This is a genomic window from Pseudomonas sp. FW305-70 (assembly GCF_058783925.1).
In genome coordinates this window covers 106,267-124,660 of the sequence record NZ_JBYSYZ010000003.1, presented here as the reverse complement: position 1 = coordinate 124,660, position 18,394 = coordinate 106,267, and the positions used below count along the sequence as shown (strand labels likewise).

General features: G+C 60.8%; 20 protein-coding genes. 5 read left to right on the top strand and 15 right to left on the bottom strand.

Annotation, left to right across the window (positions count from 1 at the left end):
- Window positions 1–141 precede the first annotated feature (141 nt).
- From AC3WN7_RS03490 to AC3WN7_RS03455, 8 genes are all read right to left on the bottom strand, one after another.
- Window positions 142–1,149, bottom strand: coding sequence for a septal ring lytic transglycosylase RlpA family protein (locus AC3WN7_RS03490; RefSeq protein WP_095965718.1), 1,008 nt, complete (start codon window positions 1,147–1,149; stop codon window positions 142–144).
- The gene (gene mltB / locus AC3WN7_RS03485) at window positions 1,149–2,159 is read right to left on the bottom strand and encodes a lytic murein transglycosylase B (protein WP_102673663.1); all 1,011 of its coding nucleotides are present in this window, start codon (window positions 2,157–2,159) and stop codon (window positions 1,149–1,151) included. The genes AC3WN7_RS03490 and mltB overlap by 1 nt, the downstream gene beginning before the upstream one ends.
- A gap of 17 nt (window positions 2,160–2,176) precedes the next feature.
- Entirely contained in the window at window positions 2,177–3,280 is a 1,104-nt protein-coding gene (gene rodA, locus AC3WN7_RS03480; protein ID WP_049810841.1) for a rod shape-determining protein RodA, read from the bottom strand.
- A gap of 31 nt (window positions 3,281–3,311) precedes the next feature.
- A complete protein-coding gene (gene mrdA / locus AC3WN7_RS03475) occupies window positions 3,312–5,207 on the bottom strand; it encodes a penicillin-binding protein 2 (RefSeq protein ID WP_102673664.1) in 1,896 nt (631 codons plus the stop codon).
- Window positions 5,208–5,217: 10 nt separating this feature from the next.
- Window positions 5,218–5,685, bottom strand: a complete 468-nt coding sequence (gene rlmH / locus AC3WN7_RS03470) for a 23S rRNA (pseudouridine(1915)-N(3))-methyltransferase RlmH (RefSeq protein WP_007937439.1) — start codon at window positions 5,683–5,685, stop codon at window positions 5,218–5,220.
- Between the two features lie 9 nt (window positions 5,686–5,694).
- Window positions 5,695–6,189 carry a ribosome silencing factor gene (rsfS, locus tag AC3WN7_RS03465; RefSeq protein WP_007975896.1) on the bottom strand — a complete coding sequence of 165 codons (495 nt, stop codon included), beginning with the start codon at window positions 6,187–6,189 and terminating at the stop codon, window positions 5,695–5,697.
- Between the two features lie 73 nt (window positions 6,190–6,262).
- Window positions 6,263–6,952 carry a nicotinate-nucleotide adenylyltransferase gene (gene nadD, locus AC3WN7_RS03460; RefSeq protein ID WP_095965721.1) on the bottom strand — a complete coding sequence of 230 codons (690 nt, stop codon included), beginning with the start codon at window positions 6,950–6,952 and terminating at the stop codon, window positions 6,263–6,265.
- Window position 6,953: 1 nt separating this feature from the next.
- Window positions 6,954–8,225 carry a glutamate-5-semialdehyde dehydrogenase gene (locus tag AC3WN7_RS03455; RefSeq protein ID WP_095965722.1) on the bottom strand — a complete coding sequence of 424 codons (1,272 nt, stop codon included), beginning with the start codon at window positions 8,223–8,225 and terminating at the stop codon, window positions 6,954–6,956.
- 177 nt (window positions 8,226–8,402) lie between these two features.
- On the opposite strand from AC3WN7_RS03455, the gene AC3WN7_RS03450 reads away from it, so the two are divergent.
- Entirely contained in the window at window positions 8,403–9,113 is a 711-nt protein-coding gene (locus tag AC3WN7_RS03450; RefSeq protein ID WP_173862056.1) for a DNA-3-methyladenine glycosylase, read from the top strand.
- 193 nt (window positions 9,114–9,306) lie between these two features.
- Window positions 9,307–10,623 carry a bifunctional DedA family/phosphatase PAP2 family protein gene (locus AC3WN7_RS03445; protein WP_095965724.1) on the top strand — a complete coding sequence of 439 codons (1,317 nt, stop codon included), beginning with the start codon at window positions 9,307–9,309 and terminating at the stop codon, window positions 10,621–10,623.
- Between the two features lie 135 nt (window positions 10,624–10,758).
- Here the strand turns inward: AC3WN7_RS03445 and AC3WN7_RS03440 are convergent, their stop codons facing one another.
- The 4 genes from AC3WN7_RS03440 to AC3WN7_RS03425 form a co-directional block, all read right to left on the bottom strand.
- Complete coding sequence (locus AC3WN7_RS03440; protein ID WP_095965725.1) at window positions 10,759–11,013, bottom strand: hypothetical protein; 255 nt, start codon at window positions 11,011–11,013, stop codon at window positions 10,759–10,761.
- Between the two features lie 111 nt (window positions 11,014–11,124).
- A complete protein-coding gene (locus AC3WN7_RS03435) occupies window positions 11,125–11,715 on the bottom strand; it encodes an LON peptidase substrate-binding domain-containing protein (protein WP_007998442.1) in 591 nt (196 codons plus the stop codon).
- A 10-nt stretch (window positions 11,716–11,725) separates the two neighbouring features.
- A complete protein-coding gene (locus AC3WN7_RS03430) occupies window positions 11,726–12,442 on the bottom strand; it encodes an LrgB family protein (RefSeq protein ID WP_007975911.1) in 717 nt (238 codons plus the stop codon).
- Window positions 12,439–12,801 (bottom strand): CidA/LrgA family protein, encoded by a 363-nt coding sequence (locus tag AC3WN7_RS03425; protein ID WP_015096984.1) that lies wholly within the window; start codon window positions 12,799–12,801, stop codon window positions 12,439–12,441. Before AC3WN7_RS03425 ends, AC3WN7_RS03430 begins: the two co-directional genes overlap by 4 nt.
- Window positions 12,802–12,994: 193 nt before the next feature.
- Here AC3WN7_RS03425 and AC3WN7_RS03420 point away from each other — a divergent pair, with 193 nt between their 5' ends.
- The 3 genes from AC3WN7_RS03420 to AC3WN7_RS03410 all read left to right on the top strand — a co-directional run bounded on the left by AC3WN7_RS03420 (window position 12,995) and on the right by AC3WN7_RS03410 (window position 15,952).
- Window positions 12,995–13,450 (top strand): MaoC family dehydratase, encoded by a 456-nt coding sequence (locus tag AC3WN7_RS03420; protein ID WP_008001099.1) that lies wholly within the window; start codon window positions 12,995–12,997, stop codon window positions 13,448–13,450.
- 114 nt (window positions 13,451–13,564) lie between these two features.
- Window positions 13,565–15,283, top strand: coding sequence for a C13 family peptidase (locus AC3WN7_RS03415; RefSeq protein WP_102673665.1), 1,719 nt, complete (start codon window positions 13,565–13,567; stop codon window positions 15,281–15,283).
- A 27-nt stretch (window positions 15,284–15,310) separates the two neighbouring features.
- Window positions 15,311–15,952 carry an oxidoreductase gene (locus AC3WN7_RS03410; RefSeq protein WP_102673666.1) on the top strand — a complete coding sequence of 214 codons (642 nt, stop codon included), beginning with the start codon at window positions 15,311–15,313 and terminating at the stop codon, window positions 15,950–15,952.
- Between the two features lie 48 nt (window positions 15,953–16,000).
- Here the strand turns inward: AC3WN7_RS03410 and AC3WN7_RS03405 are convergent, their stop codons facing one another.
- From AC3WN7_RS03405 to mpl, 3 genes are read right to left on the bottom strand one after another with little or no spacing between them, the layout of a single operon-like run.
- Window positions 16,001–16,285, bottom strand: a complete 285-nt coding sequence (locus AC3WN7_RS03405; protein WP_102673667.1) for a YceK/YidQ family lipoprotein — start codon at window positions 16,283–16,285, stop codon at window positions 16,001–16,003.
- On the bottom strand, window positions 16,278–16,910 hold the full coding sequence (gene ubiX / locus AC3WN7_RS03400; RefSeq protein ID WP_102673668.1) for a flavin prenyltransferase UbiX: 633 nt from the start codon (window positions 16,908–16,910) through the stop codon (window positions 16,278–16,280). Before ubiX ends, AC3WN7_RS03405 begins: the two co-directional genes overlap by 8 nt.
- Window positions 16,907–18,256 (bottom strand): UDP-N-acetylmuramate:L-alanyl-gamma-D-glutamyl-meso-diaminopimelate ligase, encoded by a 1,350-nt coding sequence (gene mpl / locus AC3WN7_RS03395; RefSeq protein ID WP_095965729.1) that lies wholly within the window; start codon window positions 18,254–18,256, stop codon window positions 16,907–16,909. Before mpl ends, ubiX begins: the two co-directional genes overlap by 4 nt.
- Between the last annotated feature and the right edge of the window lie 138 nt (window positions 18,257–18,394).

Sequence of the window (18,394 nt, the reverse complement as noted above, 5' to 3'; positions counted from 1 at the left end):
AATCAGATGACTTTCTAACGAGTCATCGCGTGTTCAGTTGCTCACTCTGTAACCCTTGCCGGGCTTTTGTTCTTCAACGAGCCAACAACCTGATTCACCCCCCAATCGCTGGTGAATCGTCAATCAAGTTCTACGTGTTGCTTACTCCGTGACCACACTTGGCGAACCAAGGTTGGCCAGGCGCACGCTGTTCTGTACCTGGGCAATTTCACCCGGCGAACCGATCGGTCCCATGCGCACCCGATGCAGGGTCTGCTGATTGCGCACGATCGAGCTGATGAACACCGGAGCGCTCACCATCCCGCTGAGCTTCGACCTCAGCAGTTCTGCAGCGTCCGGGTTGGCGAACGCGCCCACCTGCAGATACTGGCCAGAGGCTGGTGCAGAAGCGTTTTTTTTTGCATCGAGCTGAACCGGCACTACCGCAGCGGCGTGTTGCTGCGGCGGCGGAGTCCATTGCTCGACGGTGCCGGCCGAAGCCGTGATCACCGGGGCGCTATTCTGCGCGACTTTCGGTTCGTTGAGCATTAATGGTGCCGGACGGCCCTTGGCAGCCCACCATTGCTGTGGATCGATGCCCTCGACCTTGACCCGTGCGGTGCCGGTTTCAGCGTAGCCGAGCTTCTTGGCGGCCGCGTACGACAAGTCGATGATCCGGTCGGAGTAGAACGGCCCACGGTCGTTGACCCGCAGGATCACGGTCTTGTTGTTGTCCAGGTTGGTCACCCGAACGTAACTTGGCAGCGGCAAAGTCTTGTGAGCGGCACTCATGCCGTACAGGTCATAGACTTCGCCATTGGCGGTGTTCTGGCCATGGAATTTGGTGCCGTACCAAGACGCCGTACCCGACTGCACGTAGGTCCTGGACTCTTGCAGCGGAAAGTAGGTTTTGCCCAGTACCGAGTACGGGGCGGCCTTGTACGGACCGGTGTGCAGGGTCGGCGTGGCGTCCGGGATACGCGACACATCGACGTCCCACCATGGCGCGCCATCCTTGTGGGCACGGTTGATGTCCAGCCCCGGCGTCGCGCGTACGGCGGTGGTGGACTTCGGGGCCGGCGCGCGGCTGGTCGAACAACTGGCGACCAGCACTGCCAGCGCGGCGCATGCCATCAGCTTCAGGGGTTTATTGATAGGCAATGCCCGCATTACTTGACGCCCCGTGCTTGGACCAGCTGTTCAGACAGTTGATGTACGGCCATGGCGTACATCACGCTGCGGTTATAACGCGTGATCACGTAAAAATTCTTCAGGCCCATCCAGTACTCGGGGCCATTGTCGCCTTCCAGGCGGAAAGCAGTAACCGGCATATCATCGCGCAGCGCATCATGACTTGACCACCCCAGGGCTCGCAACTCCCCGACGGTTTTCGTCGGTTCGATGCCTGCGGTCAAACCTTCGTCAACCTGATCGCCACGGACATCGGCGCGGCTGACCACCGGTTCGCCAGCGACCCAGCCATGACGCTTGAAGTAACTGGCGACACTGCCAATGGCATCGTCCGGGTTGGTCCAGATATTGATATGGCCATCACCGTCGAAATCCACCGCATACGCGCGAAAACTACTCGGCATGAATTGCGGCAACCCCATTGCGCCAGCGTATGAGCCTTTGAGCGTCAACGGATCGACCTGCTCTTCGCGGGCCAGCAGCAGGAACTCACGCAATTCCTTGCGGAAAAACTCGGCACGGGGAGGATAGTCGAAACCCAGTGTCGACAAGGCATCGATCACCCGGAAATTTCCGGTATTACGGCCGAAAAAGGTTTCAACGCCGATGATCGAGACAATCACCTGGGCCGGCACGCCGTACTCCTGCTCGGCACGCGCAAGCACCGCTTCGTGCTGACGCCAGAAGTCCACCCCGCGGGCTATGCGCGCATCAGTGATGAACATCGGGCGATACTCGCTCCACTGCTTGACCCGTTCGGCAGGTTTCGAGATGGCGTCCAGAATCGACTGCTTGCGCTCGGCTTCGCGGAACACGCCCATCAATTGTTCACCGGCGAAACCGTAGTCGCGGGTCATTTCACCGACGAATTCGGCCACCTGGGGTGAGCCTTCGTAGTCGCCGGCCAACGCTTCCTGCCCGCTGCCAAGGATGCTTACCAGGCTGACCCATGGCGCATATCGAGTCGCCCAGCCACGCATTACTTGCATTGAAAATTTCACCTTATTCAAACCTGCGCGATCCACTTGCGATGGGTATGGATCGACATCAAAACCCCAAACGCTGACAGCAGCGTCACCAGCGAAGTTCCTCCGTAGCTAATGAACGGCAACGGCACCCCCACCACCGGCAACAGGCCACTGACCATACCGATGTTGACGAAAACATAAACAAAAAACGTCATGGTCAGGCTGCCCGCGAGCAACTTGCCGAACAATGTCTGCGCCTGGGCAGTAATCACCAGACCGCGGCCAATCAACAGCAGGTAGATCAGCAGCAACGCACAGATCCCCACCAGGCCGAACTCTTCACCCAGTACGGCAATGATGAAATCGGTATGGCTTTCCGGCAGGAAGTCCAGGTGCGACTGGGTGCCCAGCAACCACCCCTTGCCGAACACACCACCGGAGCCGATGGCGGCCTTGGACTGGATGATGTTCCAGCCCGTACCGAGCGGATCGCTCTCCGGGTCGAGGAATGTCAGGATTCGCTGCTTCTGGTAGTCGTGCATGATGAAGAACCACATGGCAATCGCCACGGGAACGGCGGCAGCCAGCACGGTGAGGATCCAGCGCCAGCGCAAGCCACCCATGAACAGCACGAAAGCGCCGCCGGCCAGGATCAGCAGCGAGGTGCCAAGGTCCGGTTGCCGCACGATCAGAATGAACGGCACGCCGATCAGCATCAGACTGACGCCCACGTGCTTGAGCTGGGGCGGCAAGGTGCGCTTGGACAAATACCAGGCAATGGTCGCCGGCATCAGGATCTTCATGAACTCCGAGGGCTGGAAGCGGATCACCCCGGGAATGTTGATCCAGCGGGTAGCGCCCATGGCGTTGTGGCCCATGATGTCCACCACCAGCAACAACATCACCCCGACCACGTAGCCCAACGGCACCCAGCGCGCCATGAAGCGCGGCTCGAACTGGGCGATGACGATCATCGACACCAGGCCGATGCCGAACGAAGTGGCCTGCTTGCCCAGCAGATCCCAGCTCTTGCCGCTGGCCGAATACAGCACGAACAGGCTGCCGGCGGCGAGGGTCAGCAGCAGGATCAGCAGCGGGCCGTCGATGTGCAGGCGTTGCAGCAGCGTCGCACGGCGACGCATCACATCCTCACTGGAGAGCATGCGATCGAAGTTATTCATCACGGGCTGTAGCCTCTGCACTGATAGGGCTGGCGTATTCGGGCTTCAACCGACCGTCCTGGTCCAAGAGCCAGGCATCCATGACTTGACGCACCACTGGCGCAGCGACACCGGAACCGGACTCGCCGTTCTCGACCATCACCGACACCACGATTTTCGGATCGTCGGCCGGCGCGAAGCCAACGAACAAGGCGTGGTCGCGATGGCGCTCCTGAACCTTGGAACGGTCATACTTCTCACCCTGTTTGATCGCGACCACCTGGGCCGTACCCGACTTGCCGGCGATTCGGTATTGCGCGCCGATCGAGGCTTTGCGCGCCGTACCACGGGCACCATGCATAACCTGCTGCATGCCGTGGTTGACCTTGGTCCAGTCCGACGGGTCGCGCAGGATGATGTCCGGCATCGGATTCTCATCCACCGGTTTCACACCCTCGATGGTCTTGGCCAGGTGCGGACGATTCCAGATGCCTTTGTTGGCCACCAGTGCGGTGGCCTGGGCCAACTGCAACGGAGTCGACTGCATATAGCCCTGGCCGATCCCCAGAATCAGCGTCTCGCCCGGGAACCATGCCTGGCGACGGGTCGCACGCTTCCATTCGCGGGACGGCATCAACCCCGGCGACTCTTCGAACATGTCCAGGGAGACTTTCTGGCCAATGCCGAACTTGGTCATGTACGCCGACAACCGGTCGATCCCCAGCTTGTGCGCCAGATCATAGAAGTAGGTGTCGTTGGAACGCATGATCGCTGTGTCGAGGTCGACAAAGCCGTCGCCGGTACGGTTCCAGTTACGGTATTTGTGATCGTAGTTGGGCAGCATGTAGTAACCGGGGTCGAACACTCGGGTCGACGCCGTCACCACGCCGGCATCCAGACCGGCAATCGCCACCGCGGGCTTGATGGTCGAGCCCGGCGGGTACAGACCGCGCAGCACGCGGTTGAACAGCGGCCGATCGATGGAATCGCGCAGCTCGGAATAGGCCTTGAAACTGATGCCGGTGACGAACAGGTTCGGGTCGAAACTCGGTTGGCTGACCATCGCCAGCACTTCGCCGGTTTTCGGGTCCAGCGCGACCACCGCGCCACGGCGACCACCGAGCGCAGCCTCGGCGGCCTCCTGCAATTTGATGTCCAGGCTCAGGACGATGTCCTTGCCGGGAATCGGATCGGTACGCTTGAGCACGCGCAGTACGCGGCCCCGGGCGTTGGTCTCGACTTCCTCGTAACCCACCTGGCCGTGCAGTTCGGGCTCGTAGAAGCGCTCAATGCCGGTTTTGCCGATGTGGTGGGTGCCGCTGTAGTTGACCGGGTCCAGCGACTTGAGCTCTTTCTCGTTGATCCGCCCCATGTAGCCCACCGAGTGCGCAAAGTGCGCGCCCTGCGGGTAGTGACGAACCAGTTGCGCGACCACTTCCACGCCCGGCAGGCGGAACTGGTTCACGGCAATCCGGGCGATCTGCTCTTCGGTCAGCTCAAACAGGATCGGCACCGGCTCGAACGGCCGGCGCCCCTGACGCATGCGCTTCTCGAAGATCACCCGATCCTCGGGGGTCAGTTCCAGCACTTCGACGATCACGTCGAGCACCTGCTGCCAGTCGCCGGACCGCTCGCGGGTCATGCTCAGGCTGAAGCTGGGCCGGTTATCGGCGATCACCACGCCATTGCGGTCGAAAATCAAGCCACGGGTCGGCGGAATCGGCTGCACATGGACGCGGTTGTTTTCCGACAGGGTCGAGTGGTAGTCGTACTGGATCACCTGCAGGAAATACAGGCGCGCAATCAGCACGCCGATCAGCGCCACCACTGCAATGGCCCCGAACACGACGCGGCCACGCACCAGACGGGCGTCTTTTTCGTGGTCCTTGATGCGGATCGGCTGGGACATGAGGGCAGAACTACTTGTGGTAAGGGTGACCGGACAGCACGGTCCAGGCACGGTACAACTGTTCGCCGATCAGAATCCGCACCAACGGGTGCGGCAGGGTCAGCGGCGACAACGACCAGCGCTGGTCGGCCCGGGCACAGACTTCCGGCGCCAGCCCTTCGGGGCCGCCGACCATGAAGTTGACGGTGCGCGAGTCCAGCCGCCAGCGATCGAGTTCGACCGCCAGTTGCTCGGTGCTCCAGGGCTTGCCATGGACTTCGAGGGTAACAACGCGCTCGTTCGGCCCGACCTTGGCCAGCATGGCTTCGCCTTCCTGACGGATGAAGCGGGCCACGTCGGCATTCTTGCCACGGGTATTGAGCGGTATTTCCACCAGTTCCAGCGCCAGTTCGGACGGAAGACGCTTGGCATATTCATGCCAGCCTTCTTCCACCCACTTGGGCATGCGTGAACCGACGGCGATCAGTCGCAGTCGCACAGCGGTCCCTTATTCCTGGTCTTTGTTGAGCTTGTTGAAGTGCTCGTGACCAACTTCAGGGCTGTGGTGCTTGCCATCGGCCGCACGGCTCTGCTCGGCACCTTTCCAGAGGCGCTCCAGGTCGTAGAACTGACGGGCGTTGGAAGTCATCATGTGAACGATCACGTCGTCCATGTCCAACAACACCCAGTCGCTGTCGCCCTTGCCTTCTTCACCCAGCGGCTTGATGCCCAGGGCTTTGACGGCCTCGCGGACCTTGTCCAGCATCGCGCCGATCTGGCGGTTGGAGGTACCGGTGGCGATGATCATGTAGTCAGTGATGCTCTGCTTGTCGCGAACATCGATCACCAGCACGTCCTGGGCCTTGACGTCTTCCAGGGCGGCTACGGCGATCTTGACCAGTTCGTCGCCCTTAGGCGGCTCGGCGGCGAGGACCTTTTCCGGCAGCGGGGCGCTCTTGAATGTGCCTTTGCGTTTTACTTTGCTTTCGTTGTTGCTCGTCATATAAAACTCGTTTTGCTCGTTTGTTCGGGCGCTTCAATACACGTTGTTGCCACGTGCCTTGAGGCACTCCTATTCAGTTCGACGCACGGTAGAGCCCGTGCGCATCGATGTAGGCCAGGACCGCGTCGGGCACCAGGAAACGTACCGACTTACCGCTGGCCAGCAGTTGACGGATCTGGGTGGCGGATACCGCGAGCGGTGTCTGCCAGACGAATGCAATCTGTCCGCTCGGCCCTTTGAGGGCCAGCGGGTCGCTCACCGAGCGCGCTGCCAGCAGGTTGCGCAAGGCATCCGGCGGTTCGCTGTCGGCATCCGGGCGTTGCAACACCAGGATATGGCAATGCTGGAGCAACTCTTCCCAGCGATGCCAAGTGGGCAGGCCGCAAAAAGCGTCCCAGCCCAAAAGCAGAAAAACCTGGTCGGATACGGCCAGTTCGGCGCGCATCAGTTCCAGGGTATCAATGGTGTAGGACGGTTTGTCCCGCTGCAATTCGCGGGCGTCCACCACCAACGGCGCCACACCGGCCACCGCGCACTCAACCATCGCCAGACGGTCTTTTGCCGACACCTGCGGCTTGTCCCGATGGGGCGGCCTGGCACTGGGTGTCAGACGCAGCTCATCAAGCGCCAGGGTTTCGGCGACTTCCAGTGCACCGCGCAAATGGCCGATGTGCACCGGGTCGAACGTTCCGCCCAGCACGCCAATGCGGCGAGGGGCTGGCTCGCTGACGATGACCGGGGCTGACGGGTCGAAGTCGCCCAAGTCAGACCGGCTCCTGTCCGCGCAGCTGCCCGTCGCCGACCACGATGTACTTCTCGCAGGTCAGTCCTTCGAGGCCCACCGGGCCACGGGCGTGCAGCTTATCAGTAGAAATGCCGATCTCGGCACCCAATCCGTATTCGAAGCCATCGGCGAAGCATGTCGGGGTGTTGATCATCACCGACGACGAGTCGACTTCAGCCACGAAACGCCGGGTGTCGCCCTGGTGTTCGCTGACAATCGAATCGGTGTGGTGAGAGCCGTAACGGTTGATGTGCTCGATGGCCTGTTCCAGACCGTCGACCACGCGGATCGACAGAATCGGCGCCAGGTACTCGGTGCTCCAGTCTTCCTCGGTGGCCGGCACGGCATCGATGATCGCCCGGGTACGCTCGCAACCGCGCAGCTCGACGCCTTTTTCGCGGAACTGGGCGGCCATCGCGGGCAGGAAATCCTTGGCGACGGTTTGATCCACCAGCAGCGTTTCCATGGCACCGCAGATGCCATAACGATACGTCTTGGCGTTGAACGCGATGCGCTGGGCCTTGGCCAGGTCGGCGTGCTCACTCACGTAAACGTGGCAAATGCCGTCCAGGTGCTTGATCACCGGCACGCGGGCATCACGACTGACGCGCTCGATCAGGCCTCGGCCGCCACGGGGCACGATGACATCGACGTATTCAGGCATGGCGATCAACGCGCCGACGGCAGCTCGGTCCGTGGTTTCAACCACTTGCACCACGGCGGCGGGCAGACCGGCTTCGGCCAGGCCGCGCTGGATGCAGGCGGCGATGGCCCGATTGGAATGAATGGCCTCTGAACCGCCACGCAGGATGGTCGCGTTGCCGGACTTCAGGCACAGACTGGCGGCATCGATGGTCACGTTCGGCCGCGACTCGTAGATGATTCCGATCACGCCCAGTGGCACGCGCATCTTGCCGACCTGAATACCCGACGGACGGAAACTCATGTCGCGGATCGCGCCGACCGGGTCCGGCAGGGCCGCCACCTGGCGCAGGCCGACGATCATGCCGTCAATACGCGCCGGTGTCAGCGCCAGACGTTCAAGGAGGGCCGGCTCCAGACCATTGGCGCGACCGGCGGCCAGATCCAGCTCATTGGCCGCCGTCAGTTCGGTGCGGGCAGCGTCCAGCGCATTGGCAGCGGCCTGCAGGGCGCGGTTTTTCTGCGCGGTGCTGGCGCGGCCGATCACGCGGGAAGCTTCGCGGGCAGCGCAACCCAGGCGGGTCATGTAATCAAGAACGGACTCAGTCATGGTCTGGCGTGGTCTTTGATAAGGTCTTGGTAAAGAGTAAAGCGGCAGATTATAGCTGTCGCGTCCCGGGACTAACAGCGGTGACGGGCGGATGGTCGAAATGGAGGGGTATTTGCCGACGTTCAGCCGGGATTAAGCTGCAAATTGTTATCATCACGACTCATTCAGCCCTGACAAATGCCGGTCATCATGTCCAACCTGACTGTTCGAGCGTCCGCCGTGAGCCTGCCCACGGGCCTCCCGGACGCGTTTTTCGACCGTGACGCGCAAACTCTGGCCCGGGACTTACTGGGCAAAATCATTCGCCATCGAGTGGGCGACCTGTGGCTCAGCGCCCGGATCATCGAGACCGAAGCCTATTACTGCGCGGAAAAAGGCAGCCACGCGTCCCTCGGCTACACAGAAAAGCGTAAGGCTTTGTTTCTGGATGGCGGCCACATCTATATGTATTACGCCCGGGGCGGAGACTCCCTTAATTTCAGCGCCCAGGGGCCCGGTAACGCCGTGCTGATCAAGTCTGCCTATCCGTGGGTGGATGAACTGAGCGGGCCGGCCAGCCTGGCACAGATGCTGTTGAACAATCCCGACGCCCAGGGTCACCCTCGCCCGTCACAAAAGCTCTGCGCCGGGCAAACCCTGCTCTGCAAGGCGCTGGGTCTGAAAGTTCCGGTGTGGGACGCCAAACGCTTCGACCATGAAGTGCTGCTGGTGGAGCATGTCGGCCAGACGCCCGCCCACATCATCCAGACCACACGTCTGGGTATCCCTCACGGACGCGATGAACACCTGATGTACCGCTTCGTCGACGGAACCTACGCGGCTTACTGCACGCGGAACCCGCTGCGTCGAGGGCAAGTCGAAGGTCGCGATTATTTTGTGCTGTCCTGAAATTGACTCAGACTTGATGCAAACGGAACCTCCTGTGGGAGCGGGCTTGCCCGCGAAGGCGGAGTGTCAGGCAACGTCAATATCGACCGAAAGGTCCCATTCGCGGGCAAGCCCGCTCCCACAGGGGTCAGTGGCGCATTCAACGTTGCACTCATCCCCTGGAAGCAATTGAACATTTGATGGAGTGGTTTTTATGGGCCCATGGCTCGATAGCGTGACCGGATGGTTGGCGCTCAACCCGCAATGGCTGGCAGCAGCGGTATTCATCGTAGCCTTTGTGGAATGCCTGGCGATTGCCGGGCTGATCGTTCCCGGCACGGTGCTGCTGTTCGCCGTGGCGGTACTGGCAGGCAGTGGCGCGCTGACGCTCAGTGAGACGCTCTTGCTGGGTTTCGTCGCCGGGGTGCTGGGTGACGTCGTTTCGTATTTTCTGGGGCGGCACTTCCATCAGAACATCCGGCGCCTGCCGGGCTTGCGCCATCATCCGGAATGGATCGCCGGGGCCGAGTCATATTTCCAGCGCTACGGCATCGCCAGCCTGCTGGTTGGGCGCTTTATCGGCCCCCTGCGGCCAATGCTGCCGATGGTGGCCGGAATGTGCGACATGCCTTTCCCGCGTTTCTTCGCCGTCAGCCTGTTGGCCGGCGCAGGCTGGTCGGTGGCTTATCTGATGCCTGGCTGGGCCACGGGCGCGGCAATCCGCTTGCCGTTGCCCGAAGGCTTCTGGCTCCAGGCCGGGGTTGTTGCCGGCAGCATTGCTCTGATGGTCGGCTTGAGCGCGACCAGCAGCCTGCGCCGACATCGCCGCGCGACGCTGTTCATTACAGGGATGAGTCTTCTGATTCTGGCGGGGCTGTTTATCGGATATTCGCACCTGTCCGCACTCGATCAAGGCGTGATGACACTGGTGCAGGAACATCGTAAACCGTTGCTGGATGAAGTGGCGGTGGTCTTCACGCTGATCGGCGAATTCCGCAACATGTTGCTGTTCAGTGCGCTGCTGACCGGTTTGCTGCTGCTGATGCGGCAATGGCGGCACGCGATTTTCGCGGGCAGCACACTGCTCTTCACGGCCCTGGCCAATACCGCGACCAAATACTTTTTCGCCCGCCTGCGCCCCGAAGTGTTGAGCGATCCGCTCACCAGCTACAGCATGCCCAGCGGCCATGCTTCAGGGTCTTTCGCGCTGTTCCTCACCCTCGCCGTTCTGGCCGGCCGCGGGCAACCGCCCCGGATGCGCCTGACCTGGTTATTGGTGGGATGCCTGCCCGCACTGGCGATTTCGCTTTCGCGTGTCTACCTCGGTGCGCATTGGCCGACGGATGTATTGGCCGGCGCAATGCTGGCGGCGTGTGTCTGCGGGGCCAGCCTGTGGCTGATCCAGCGCAAGGAACCGCTCAACGCCTTGCCGCCCAAGGTCTGGTGGCTGGTACTCCCAGCCTTGGTGGCATTGTTCGGGTTCTTCGTGTTGCGGCATTTGCCGCATACGATGTTGAGATATGCTTATTAAGCGTGCTACTTACGCTGCACACCAACTTACCCCCCCAAAAAAACAACCCCGATCGTAATGATCGGGATTGTTTTTACAAGCGATTATTTGGCTTTTAACCTTTGAAGCGACCCACCAACCTGAAACAACACATGTTTAACTCAAAGGCGGAAGCCCATTCATAAAGTCCTCACCGCGCTTCTCAAGGTATTTATCCAAGCGCCCATAATATTGTCGGAATATGGTATCAAGCTCCTTTCCCACCTTATCCCTGACGTCAACATATCTGGCATCCGGATTGACCTCAAGCAACTCATCGGCCATTTGACTCCAGACAAGGAACCGAATCAAATAAGATTCTTTCTCCTGCGAGTGATGAATCAACGCCACATCAACAACATCATTATTCATAATTTAAACTCTCCTTGTTATTATCAACCCCAAACCTGGGGCACACGGAGAACTTAAATAAAACAACTCTCCACTACAAGACCTCAAACTTTTAAAATCAGAACAAAATAATTAAGCAAACAACTCACCTTGTAATTCATCCAACAATGCCTGAATCGCATCCAGTCGCTGCTGTGGATCGTCGAGTTGCAGCAGGTCGATCTTGTCCAGCTCAGCGAAAGGCAGCAGGTACGCCAACTGATTAGCCAGCGATTGCTGCCCGGTCGCCTCCGTGCCCATGTTCAAGGCCTCGACCATCGGGTGTTCAGCCAGGGCCTTGAGCAACGCCACCAGATCGGCATCCTCGTCCTGCAGCGGTTGCTCCGGCTCGTCTTCCAGCCACTCGACCTCGGCAACGGTCAACTGATCCCGCTGCACTTCGGTGCGCAAAACGTGAAAGCGCCGCCCGCCCTGCACCCGAATCCCCAGCAGGCCGTTGTCCTGCTGTTTGAAATCAGTGATCAGCGCTTCACAACCCACCAGCGCGTAGCCGGCCGGGGCGATTCCGACTTCTTCGCCGTCGAGGATGCACACCACGCCGAACCCGCCACCCTGCTTCATGCAGCGGCCGATCATGTCCAGATAGCGCGCCTCGAAGATCTGCAAGTCGAGGATGCAACCTGGGAACAGCACTGTGTTCAACGGAAAAAGCGGCAGACTCATAGACATTTCCTTACACGACCATCGACACCGCCAGCGGCAGGAAAACCGCCGTGGCCACACCCATCAGGCTCATCGCCAGCGCCGCGAAGGCGCCGCACTCTTCACTTTCCTGCAACGCCACCGACGTGCCGACCGCGTGGGCCGTCATGCCCAGTGCCATGCCCCTGGCTTCCGGGCTGTGCACACCGAGGCGAGTCAACAGGGCCGGGCCGAAAATCGCCCCGATCACACCGGTAATCAGGACGAACACCGCTGCCAGCGCCGCGACCCCACCGATCTGTTCAGCCACCAGCATCGCAATCGGCGACGTCACCGACTTCGGCGCCATGGTCATCAGGATCATGTGCTCGGCACCGAACCACCAGCCCAGCAACACGCCCATCCCCGTGGCCACCACCCCGCCTATCACCAGCGTAGTAAATATCGGCCAGAACAACTGCCGAATCCGTCGCAGGTTCAGATAAAGCGGCACCGCCAGCGCGACAGTGGCCGGACCGAGCAGGATGCTCAAGATCTCGGTGCTCTTGCGGTACTCGGCGTAAGTCAGGCCGCAACCCACCAGCACACCGATCACCAGCAACATGGAGACCAGCACCGGCTGCAAAAAGATCCAGCGGGTTTTCTCGAATGCCGCAAGGACGAGTTGATAGGCACCGAGGGTGATACCGATGCCGAATAACGGATGGTGAATCACCGAGGCCCAGGCGCCGTGCCAGTCGAAAATCATTGGTTGTCCTCGGAGTGCGCGTGACGCTTGACCATGCGCTGCATCAGCACCCCGGCGAAGGCCATCGAAAGCAACAGCGACAACACCAGCGCACCGACGATGGCCCAGAAGTCCGCCGCGATATCAGCGGCATACACCATCACGCCCACGGCCGGCGGCACCAGCAACAGCGGCAGGTAGCGCAGCAGGCTGCCGGCCGCCAGGTTCAGTGGCTCGCCGACCTGTCCGCGGCAGATGAGGTACACCAGCAACAGCAGCAACCCCACAATCGGCCCCGGCAGCACAGGCAGAAACAAATGATTGATCGCCGTGCCGAGCAATTGGAACAGCACCAGCCACGTCAGGCCCCGTAACAGCATCAAAGATCTCCCGCAAAATCCGTCACCCGCATTGGCTTGGCATTATAAGCATGCTCGCGCTATGGACCGGCATTCGCCAAAAGCATGGCCAGTTGACCGCAGCGTTCAGCCATGTTGATCTAAAGTGGTAAGCCGGGAGGTCAAATCCCCCCAACTCAAAACTATAAAACCGATGAACCCAAGGAGAGTCTCAATGCCCTATGTTCCAGTTGCAGAGCTCAAAGATTATGTCGGCAAGGAACTTGGACGTTCCGAATGGCTCACCATCGATCAGGACCGCATCAACCTGTTCGCCGAAGCCACAGGGGATTTCCAGTTCATCCACGTCGACCCGGTCAAGGCCGCGCAAACGCCATTTGGCAGCACTATCGCTCACGGCTTTCTGTCGTTGTCGCTGATTCCGAAATTGATGGAAGACATCCTCGTCATGCCCGAAGGCTTGAAGATGGTGGTCAACTACGGCCTCGACAGCGTGCGCTTCATCCAGCCGGTCAAGGTCAATTCGCGGGTACGGCTGAAGGTCGACCTGACCGAAGTCATCGAGAAGAAACCCGGCCAATGGCTGCTCAAGGCCACCACCACCCTGGAAATCGAAGGTTCGGACAAACCGGCGTATATCGCCGAACCCCTGTCCCTGTGCTTCGTGTAAACCTTCCGGGATGCGAAGCAGCGCCTGCTGTTTCGCGCCCTCTTGCGGTACCTCGCCCTATATAAGGACCCATGGCTGCGGCATACTCCTTCGCCTAATTGCCCGGAATCCGCTATGCGCCCACTTGCACTCCTTGCCTTGACCCTGATGCTCACCGCTTGCGGCGACGGCGAATCGCCTTTGCCCCCCGACGCACGCCTGCCGGACGGCGGACGCTATCGCGGTGACCTGGTCAATGGCTTGCTGCAAGGCAAGGGTCGCATCGACTACCCGAACGGCAGCTGGTACGCAGGAGAATTCGACAAAGGCCAGTGGCAGGGCCAGGGCGAATGGCATGGCAGCAATGGCGAAGTCTATCGCGGGCAGTTCAATCAGGGACTGTTCGACGGTCAGGGAGCACTGACCACCAACGCCAACAGCTACAGCGGCGGCTTCAAGGCGGGTCGCCGCGACGGCGAAGGCACGCTCAAAGAAAACGGCATGAGCTACCGCGGTGAGTTCAAGGCCGATCAGTACGCCGGCCTGGGTCGCCTGGAACTCGAAGACGGCAGCTCCTATCAGGGCCAGTTCGCCCACGGCAAACCCAATGGCGAAGGCCAGCGCGGTGACGGTAACGGCAATCAGTTCACCGGGCACTTTGTCGACGGCCAACTGGAAGGCAACGGCACGTTCAACAGCGCCGATGGCGACATCTATGTCGGCAGTTTCAAGAACAATCAACTGCACGGCAAAGGCCGCTACGAAAACGCCGACGGCGATGTGTGGCTGGGCCAGTTCAAGGAAGGTTCGCTGAACGGCAAGGGCGAGTTGATCGGCACTGACGGCAGCCACTACATCGGCCACTTCAACGACTGGCGCTTTTCCGGCCAGGGCCGACTGAACCTCGCCGACGGCAGCTTTTACACCGGCCAGTTCGACAACGACAGCTATCAGGGGCGGGGCACGCTGGTGCTGACCGATGGCACTGTGCTCAGCGGCACCTGGATCAATGGCCAGCGCGTGCGCGACGCCGAGGGCAAACTGTTGCCCGACACACTCGAACTCGGTCTGCTGGCACAGGGGCGCCTGCTCGACGCAGCGCTGGCCAACATTCCACCCTCGACCCCGGCGGTGGAGCTGTATTCGTTGACCCTGGGCGGTGATGGCAAGCAAAGCGTGTTTCTGCGCGAGTCCGACTACGTCGCCAATATGCTCTCCACCCGTTTCGGCGCCTTCGGCCAGATCCGCCTGGTGAACCATCGTGACCACCTCGCCGACCGCCCGATGGCTACCCGCGAGAACTTGCGTCGCGCCGCCCTGGCGCTGGCCGAACGCAGCGGTCCGGAAGACCTGATTTTTATCTACCTGACCAGCCATGGCACCAGCGAACACGAACTGGTACTGGACCAGCCGCGCATGGAACTGGCCGATCTGCCAGCCGACGAATTGGCCGCTGTTCTCGCCCCGCTGAAAAACCGCGACAAGGTCATCGTGATTTCGTCCTGCTACTCCGGCGGTTTCATCCCCGCGCTCAAGGATGAACGGACCCTGCTCATGACAGCCTCGCGGGCCGACCGAGTCTCCTTCGGCTGCTCGGAGGAAGCCAACTTCACCTACTTCGGCGATGCCCTGTTCGTCCAGGCCCTGAACCAGACCGATGATCTGGAACAAGCCTTCAAACGGGCCAAGGCCACTGTCGCCGAACGTGAGCTGGCGGACGGCTTCGAAGCCTCCGAACCTCAGATCTGGGCACCGAAAACCGTCCTCTCGCACTGGCAACTATTGCGCAAACAACAGGCACGAAAAGCGCTGCAAAGTGCATCCATGCAAAGCAAGGATGCAAACAGCAACTAAGCTGAACAGTATCAAGGGAGAAACACTATGTACTTGACGCCTCAGCATGTGCTGCTCGCCGGAGCCACCGGTTTGACGGGTGAACATCTGCTCGATCGCTTGCTCAGCGAGCCAACGATCACCCGGGTATTGGCCCCCTCACGCCGGCCACTGGCCGAACACCCGCACCTGGAAAACCCGGTCGGCGACCCGACGGCATTCCTGCCACAACTGAACGGGCGGGTCGATATAGCCTATTGCTGCCTGGGTACCACGATCAAGCAGGCAGGCTCGGAGCAGGCGTTTCGCGCAGTGGACCTGGACATGGTGGTGGCATTCGCCAAACGCGCACGGGAGATGGGCGCACGGCACCTGATCGTAATCAGTGCGCTGGGAGCCGATCGCAGGTCCTCGATTTTCTACAACCGGGTCAAAGGCGAGATGGAGTACGCATTGCGCGCGCAGGACTGGCCGCAGCTGACTATTTGCCGCCCTTCGCTGTTGCTGGGTGATCGCGTTGAGCCGCGCCTGGCCGAGAAAGTCGCCGGCCCCTTGTCACGCCTGATCCCCGGCAAATACCACGGCATCGAAGCCTGCCAACTGGCCCGCGCCATGTGGCGTCTTGCACTCGAAGAGCAGGACGGCGTGCGGATTGTCGAGTCGGATGAGTTGCGCAAACTCGGAAAATAATCCGCGGACCTGTGGCGAGGGGGCAAGCCCCCTCGCCACAACGCGCCCTTACAACCCACCCGTTGCCTGAAAATTCACCCCGATCACCGTCAGCAACGACAGCGGCAACAGCAGTGTGTCGAGCAACGCACTGGCCGGCAGATCAACGCCCGGATAGCTCGGCGCTTGCGCGCCGAAACGGTCCATCGCGCAACAACCGCCATTCATCGCATACAAATCCAGCCGCGTCCCGGCGTACACCACCGGCGCCCCCGGCTTGGCTGCATCGAGTGTACGCACCGTGGCGCACCCGGCCAATTGCAGCGCCAGCACCATCACCAGCAGCTTATTCATCGCTGGTCAGATGATGCTCGCCCCAACGCGGCAGCATGTCCTGTGGAATATTCAGCAAGTTAAGGATCCGTGCCACGACGAAATCGATCAGGTCGTCGATGGTTTGCGGCTGATGATAAAAGCCCGGTGATGCCGGCAGGATTGTCACGCCCATGTTCGACAACTTGAGCATGTGCTCCAGGTGAATGCTCGAATACGGCGCCTCGCGAGGCACAAGAATCAGCTGGCGACGCTCTTTGAGCGTCACATCGGCGGCACGCTCGATCAGGTTGTTACAGGCGCCGGTAGCGATCGCCGACAAGGTGCCAGTGGAACACGGCACCACCACCATCGCCGCTGGCGCACCGGAACCCGAGGCCACCGGCGACATCCAGTCTTCCCTGCCGTACACCCGAATCTGCCCGGCAACGGCCCCCGTGTATTCGGTGAGGAATGCCTGCATCATCTGCGGTTTGGACGGCAGCGTGACGTCGGTTTCGGTCGCCATCACCAACTGCGCCGCCCTGGAAATCAGGAAGTGCACTTCACGATCTTCCCGCACCAGGCAGTCGAGCAGGCGTAAACCGTACTGGGCGCCTGAAGCGCCGGTCATCGCCAGGGTGATGCGGTCCGGGCCGTTGTTCATTTGAGTGCCTCGGCCAACTTGCCATGAAGGCCGCCGAAGCCGCCGTTGCTCATGATGACCACGTGAGTGCCGGGTTGGGCCTGGCTCTTCACACGATCGATGATGCCCTCAAGGGAATCGCTGACAATCGACGGCACAGTGCACAGCGCCGCAGTGCCCGCCAGGTCCCAGCCGAGGTTGGCGGGTGCGTACCAGATCACCTGATCGGCATCGACCACGCTTTCCGGCAGTCCGTCACGGTGCGCACCAAGCTTCATGGAGTTGGAACGTGGCTCGATGATCGCGATCAACGGTGCATCGGCGATGCGCTTGCGCAGGCCGTCCAGCGTGGTGGCGATGGCGGTCGGGTGGTGAGCGAAGTCGTCATAGATGGTGATGCCACGGACTTCCGCGACTTTCTCCATCCGGCGTTTAACGCTTTTGAAGGCGCTCAACGCAGCAATGCCCATGGACGGCACCACACCGACATGGCGTGCGGCGGCAAGGGTTGCCAGGGCGTTGGCGACGTTGTGCTGGCCAGTCATGTCCCACTCGACCACTCCCTGGGCAACACCGTCGAACATCACTTCGAACTTCGAGCCATCTTCACTGAGCAATTTGACCTGCCACTGACCGCCGGCACCGGTAGTCTGCACCGGGGTCCAGCAACCCATTTCAATGACTCGCTGCAACGCCGGTTCAGTGGTCGGATGAATCACCAGGCCTTCGCTCGGGATGGTCCGCACCAGGTGATGGAACTGGCGCTCGATGGCTGGCAGGTCCGGGAAGATGTCCGCGTGATCGAACTCAAGGTTGTTCAGGATTGCCGTGCGCGGGCGGTAATGTACGAACTTGGAGCGCTTGTCGAAGAACGCACTGTCGTATTCGTCGGCTTCGATGACGAAGAAGGGTGTATCACCCAGGCGTGCCGACACCGAGAAGTTTTGCGGTACGCCGCCGATCAGGAAGCCCGGGGCCATGCCTGCATGCTCCAGCACCCAGGCCAGCATGCTGCTGGTGGTGGTCTTGCCGTGCGTACCGGCAACGGCCAGCACCCAACGACCTTGCAGCACGTGATCGGCCAGCCATTGCGGGCCGGAAACGTACGGCAGGCCTTTGTTCAGCACGTACTCCACCGCCGGGTTACCCCGGGACATGGCGTTGCCGATCACCACCAGATCGGGGGCCGGATCGAGTTGCGCCGGGTCATAGCCTTGAGTCAACTCGATGCCCTGGGCTTGCAGCTGAGTACTCATCGGCGGATAGACGTTGGCATCGGAGCCGGTCACGTGATGGCCCAGCTCTTTGGCCAGAACCGCCATCGAGCCCATGAAAGTCCCGCAGATACCCAGAATATGAATGTGCATTAGTCGACCTCTTAAAACATGGCCGCAGGTTAGCGTAGGGTAGGGAAAATCGCACCTGATGTTTCAGATCTGAAGACGCCTTCGCGAGCAAGCCCGCTCCCACATTTTGCTCGGAGGTGTTCACACAGTTGTGTTCAC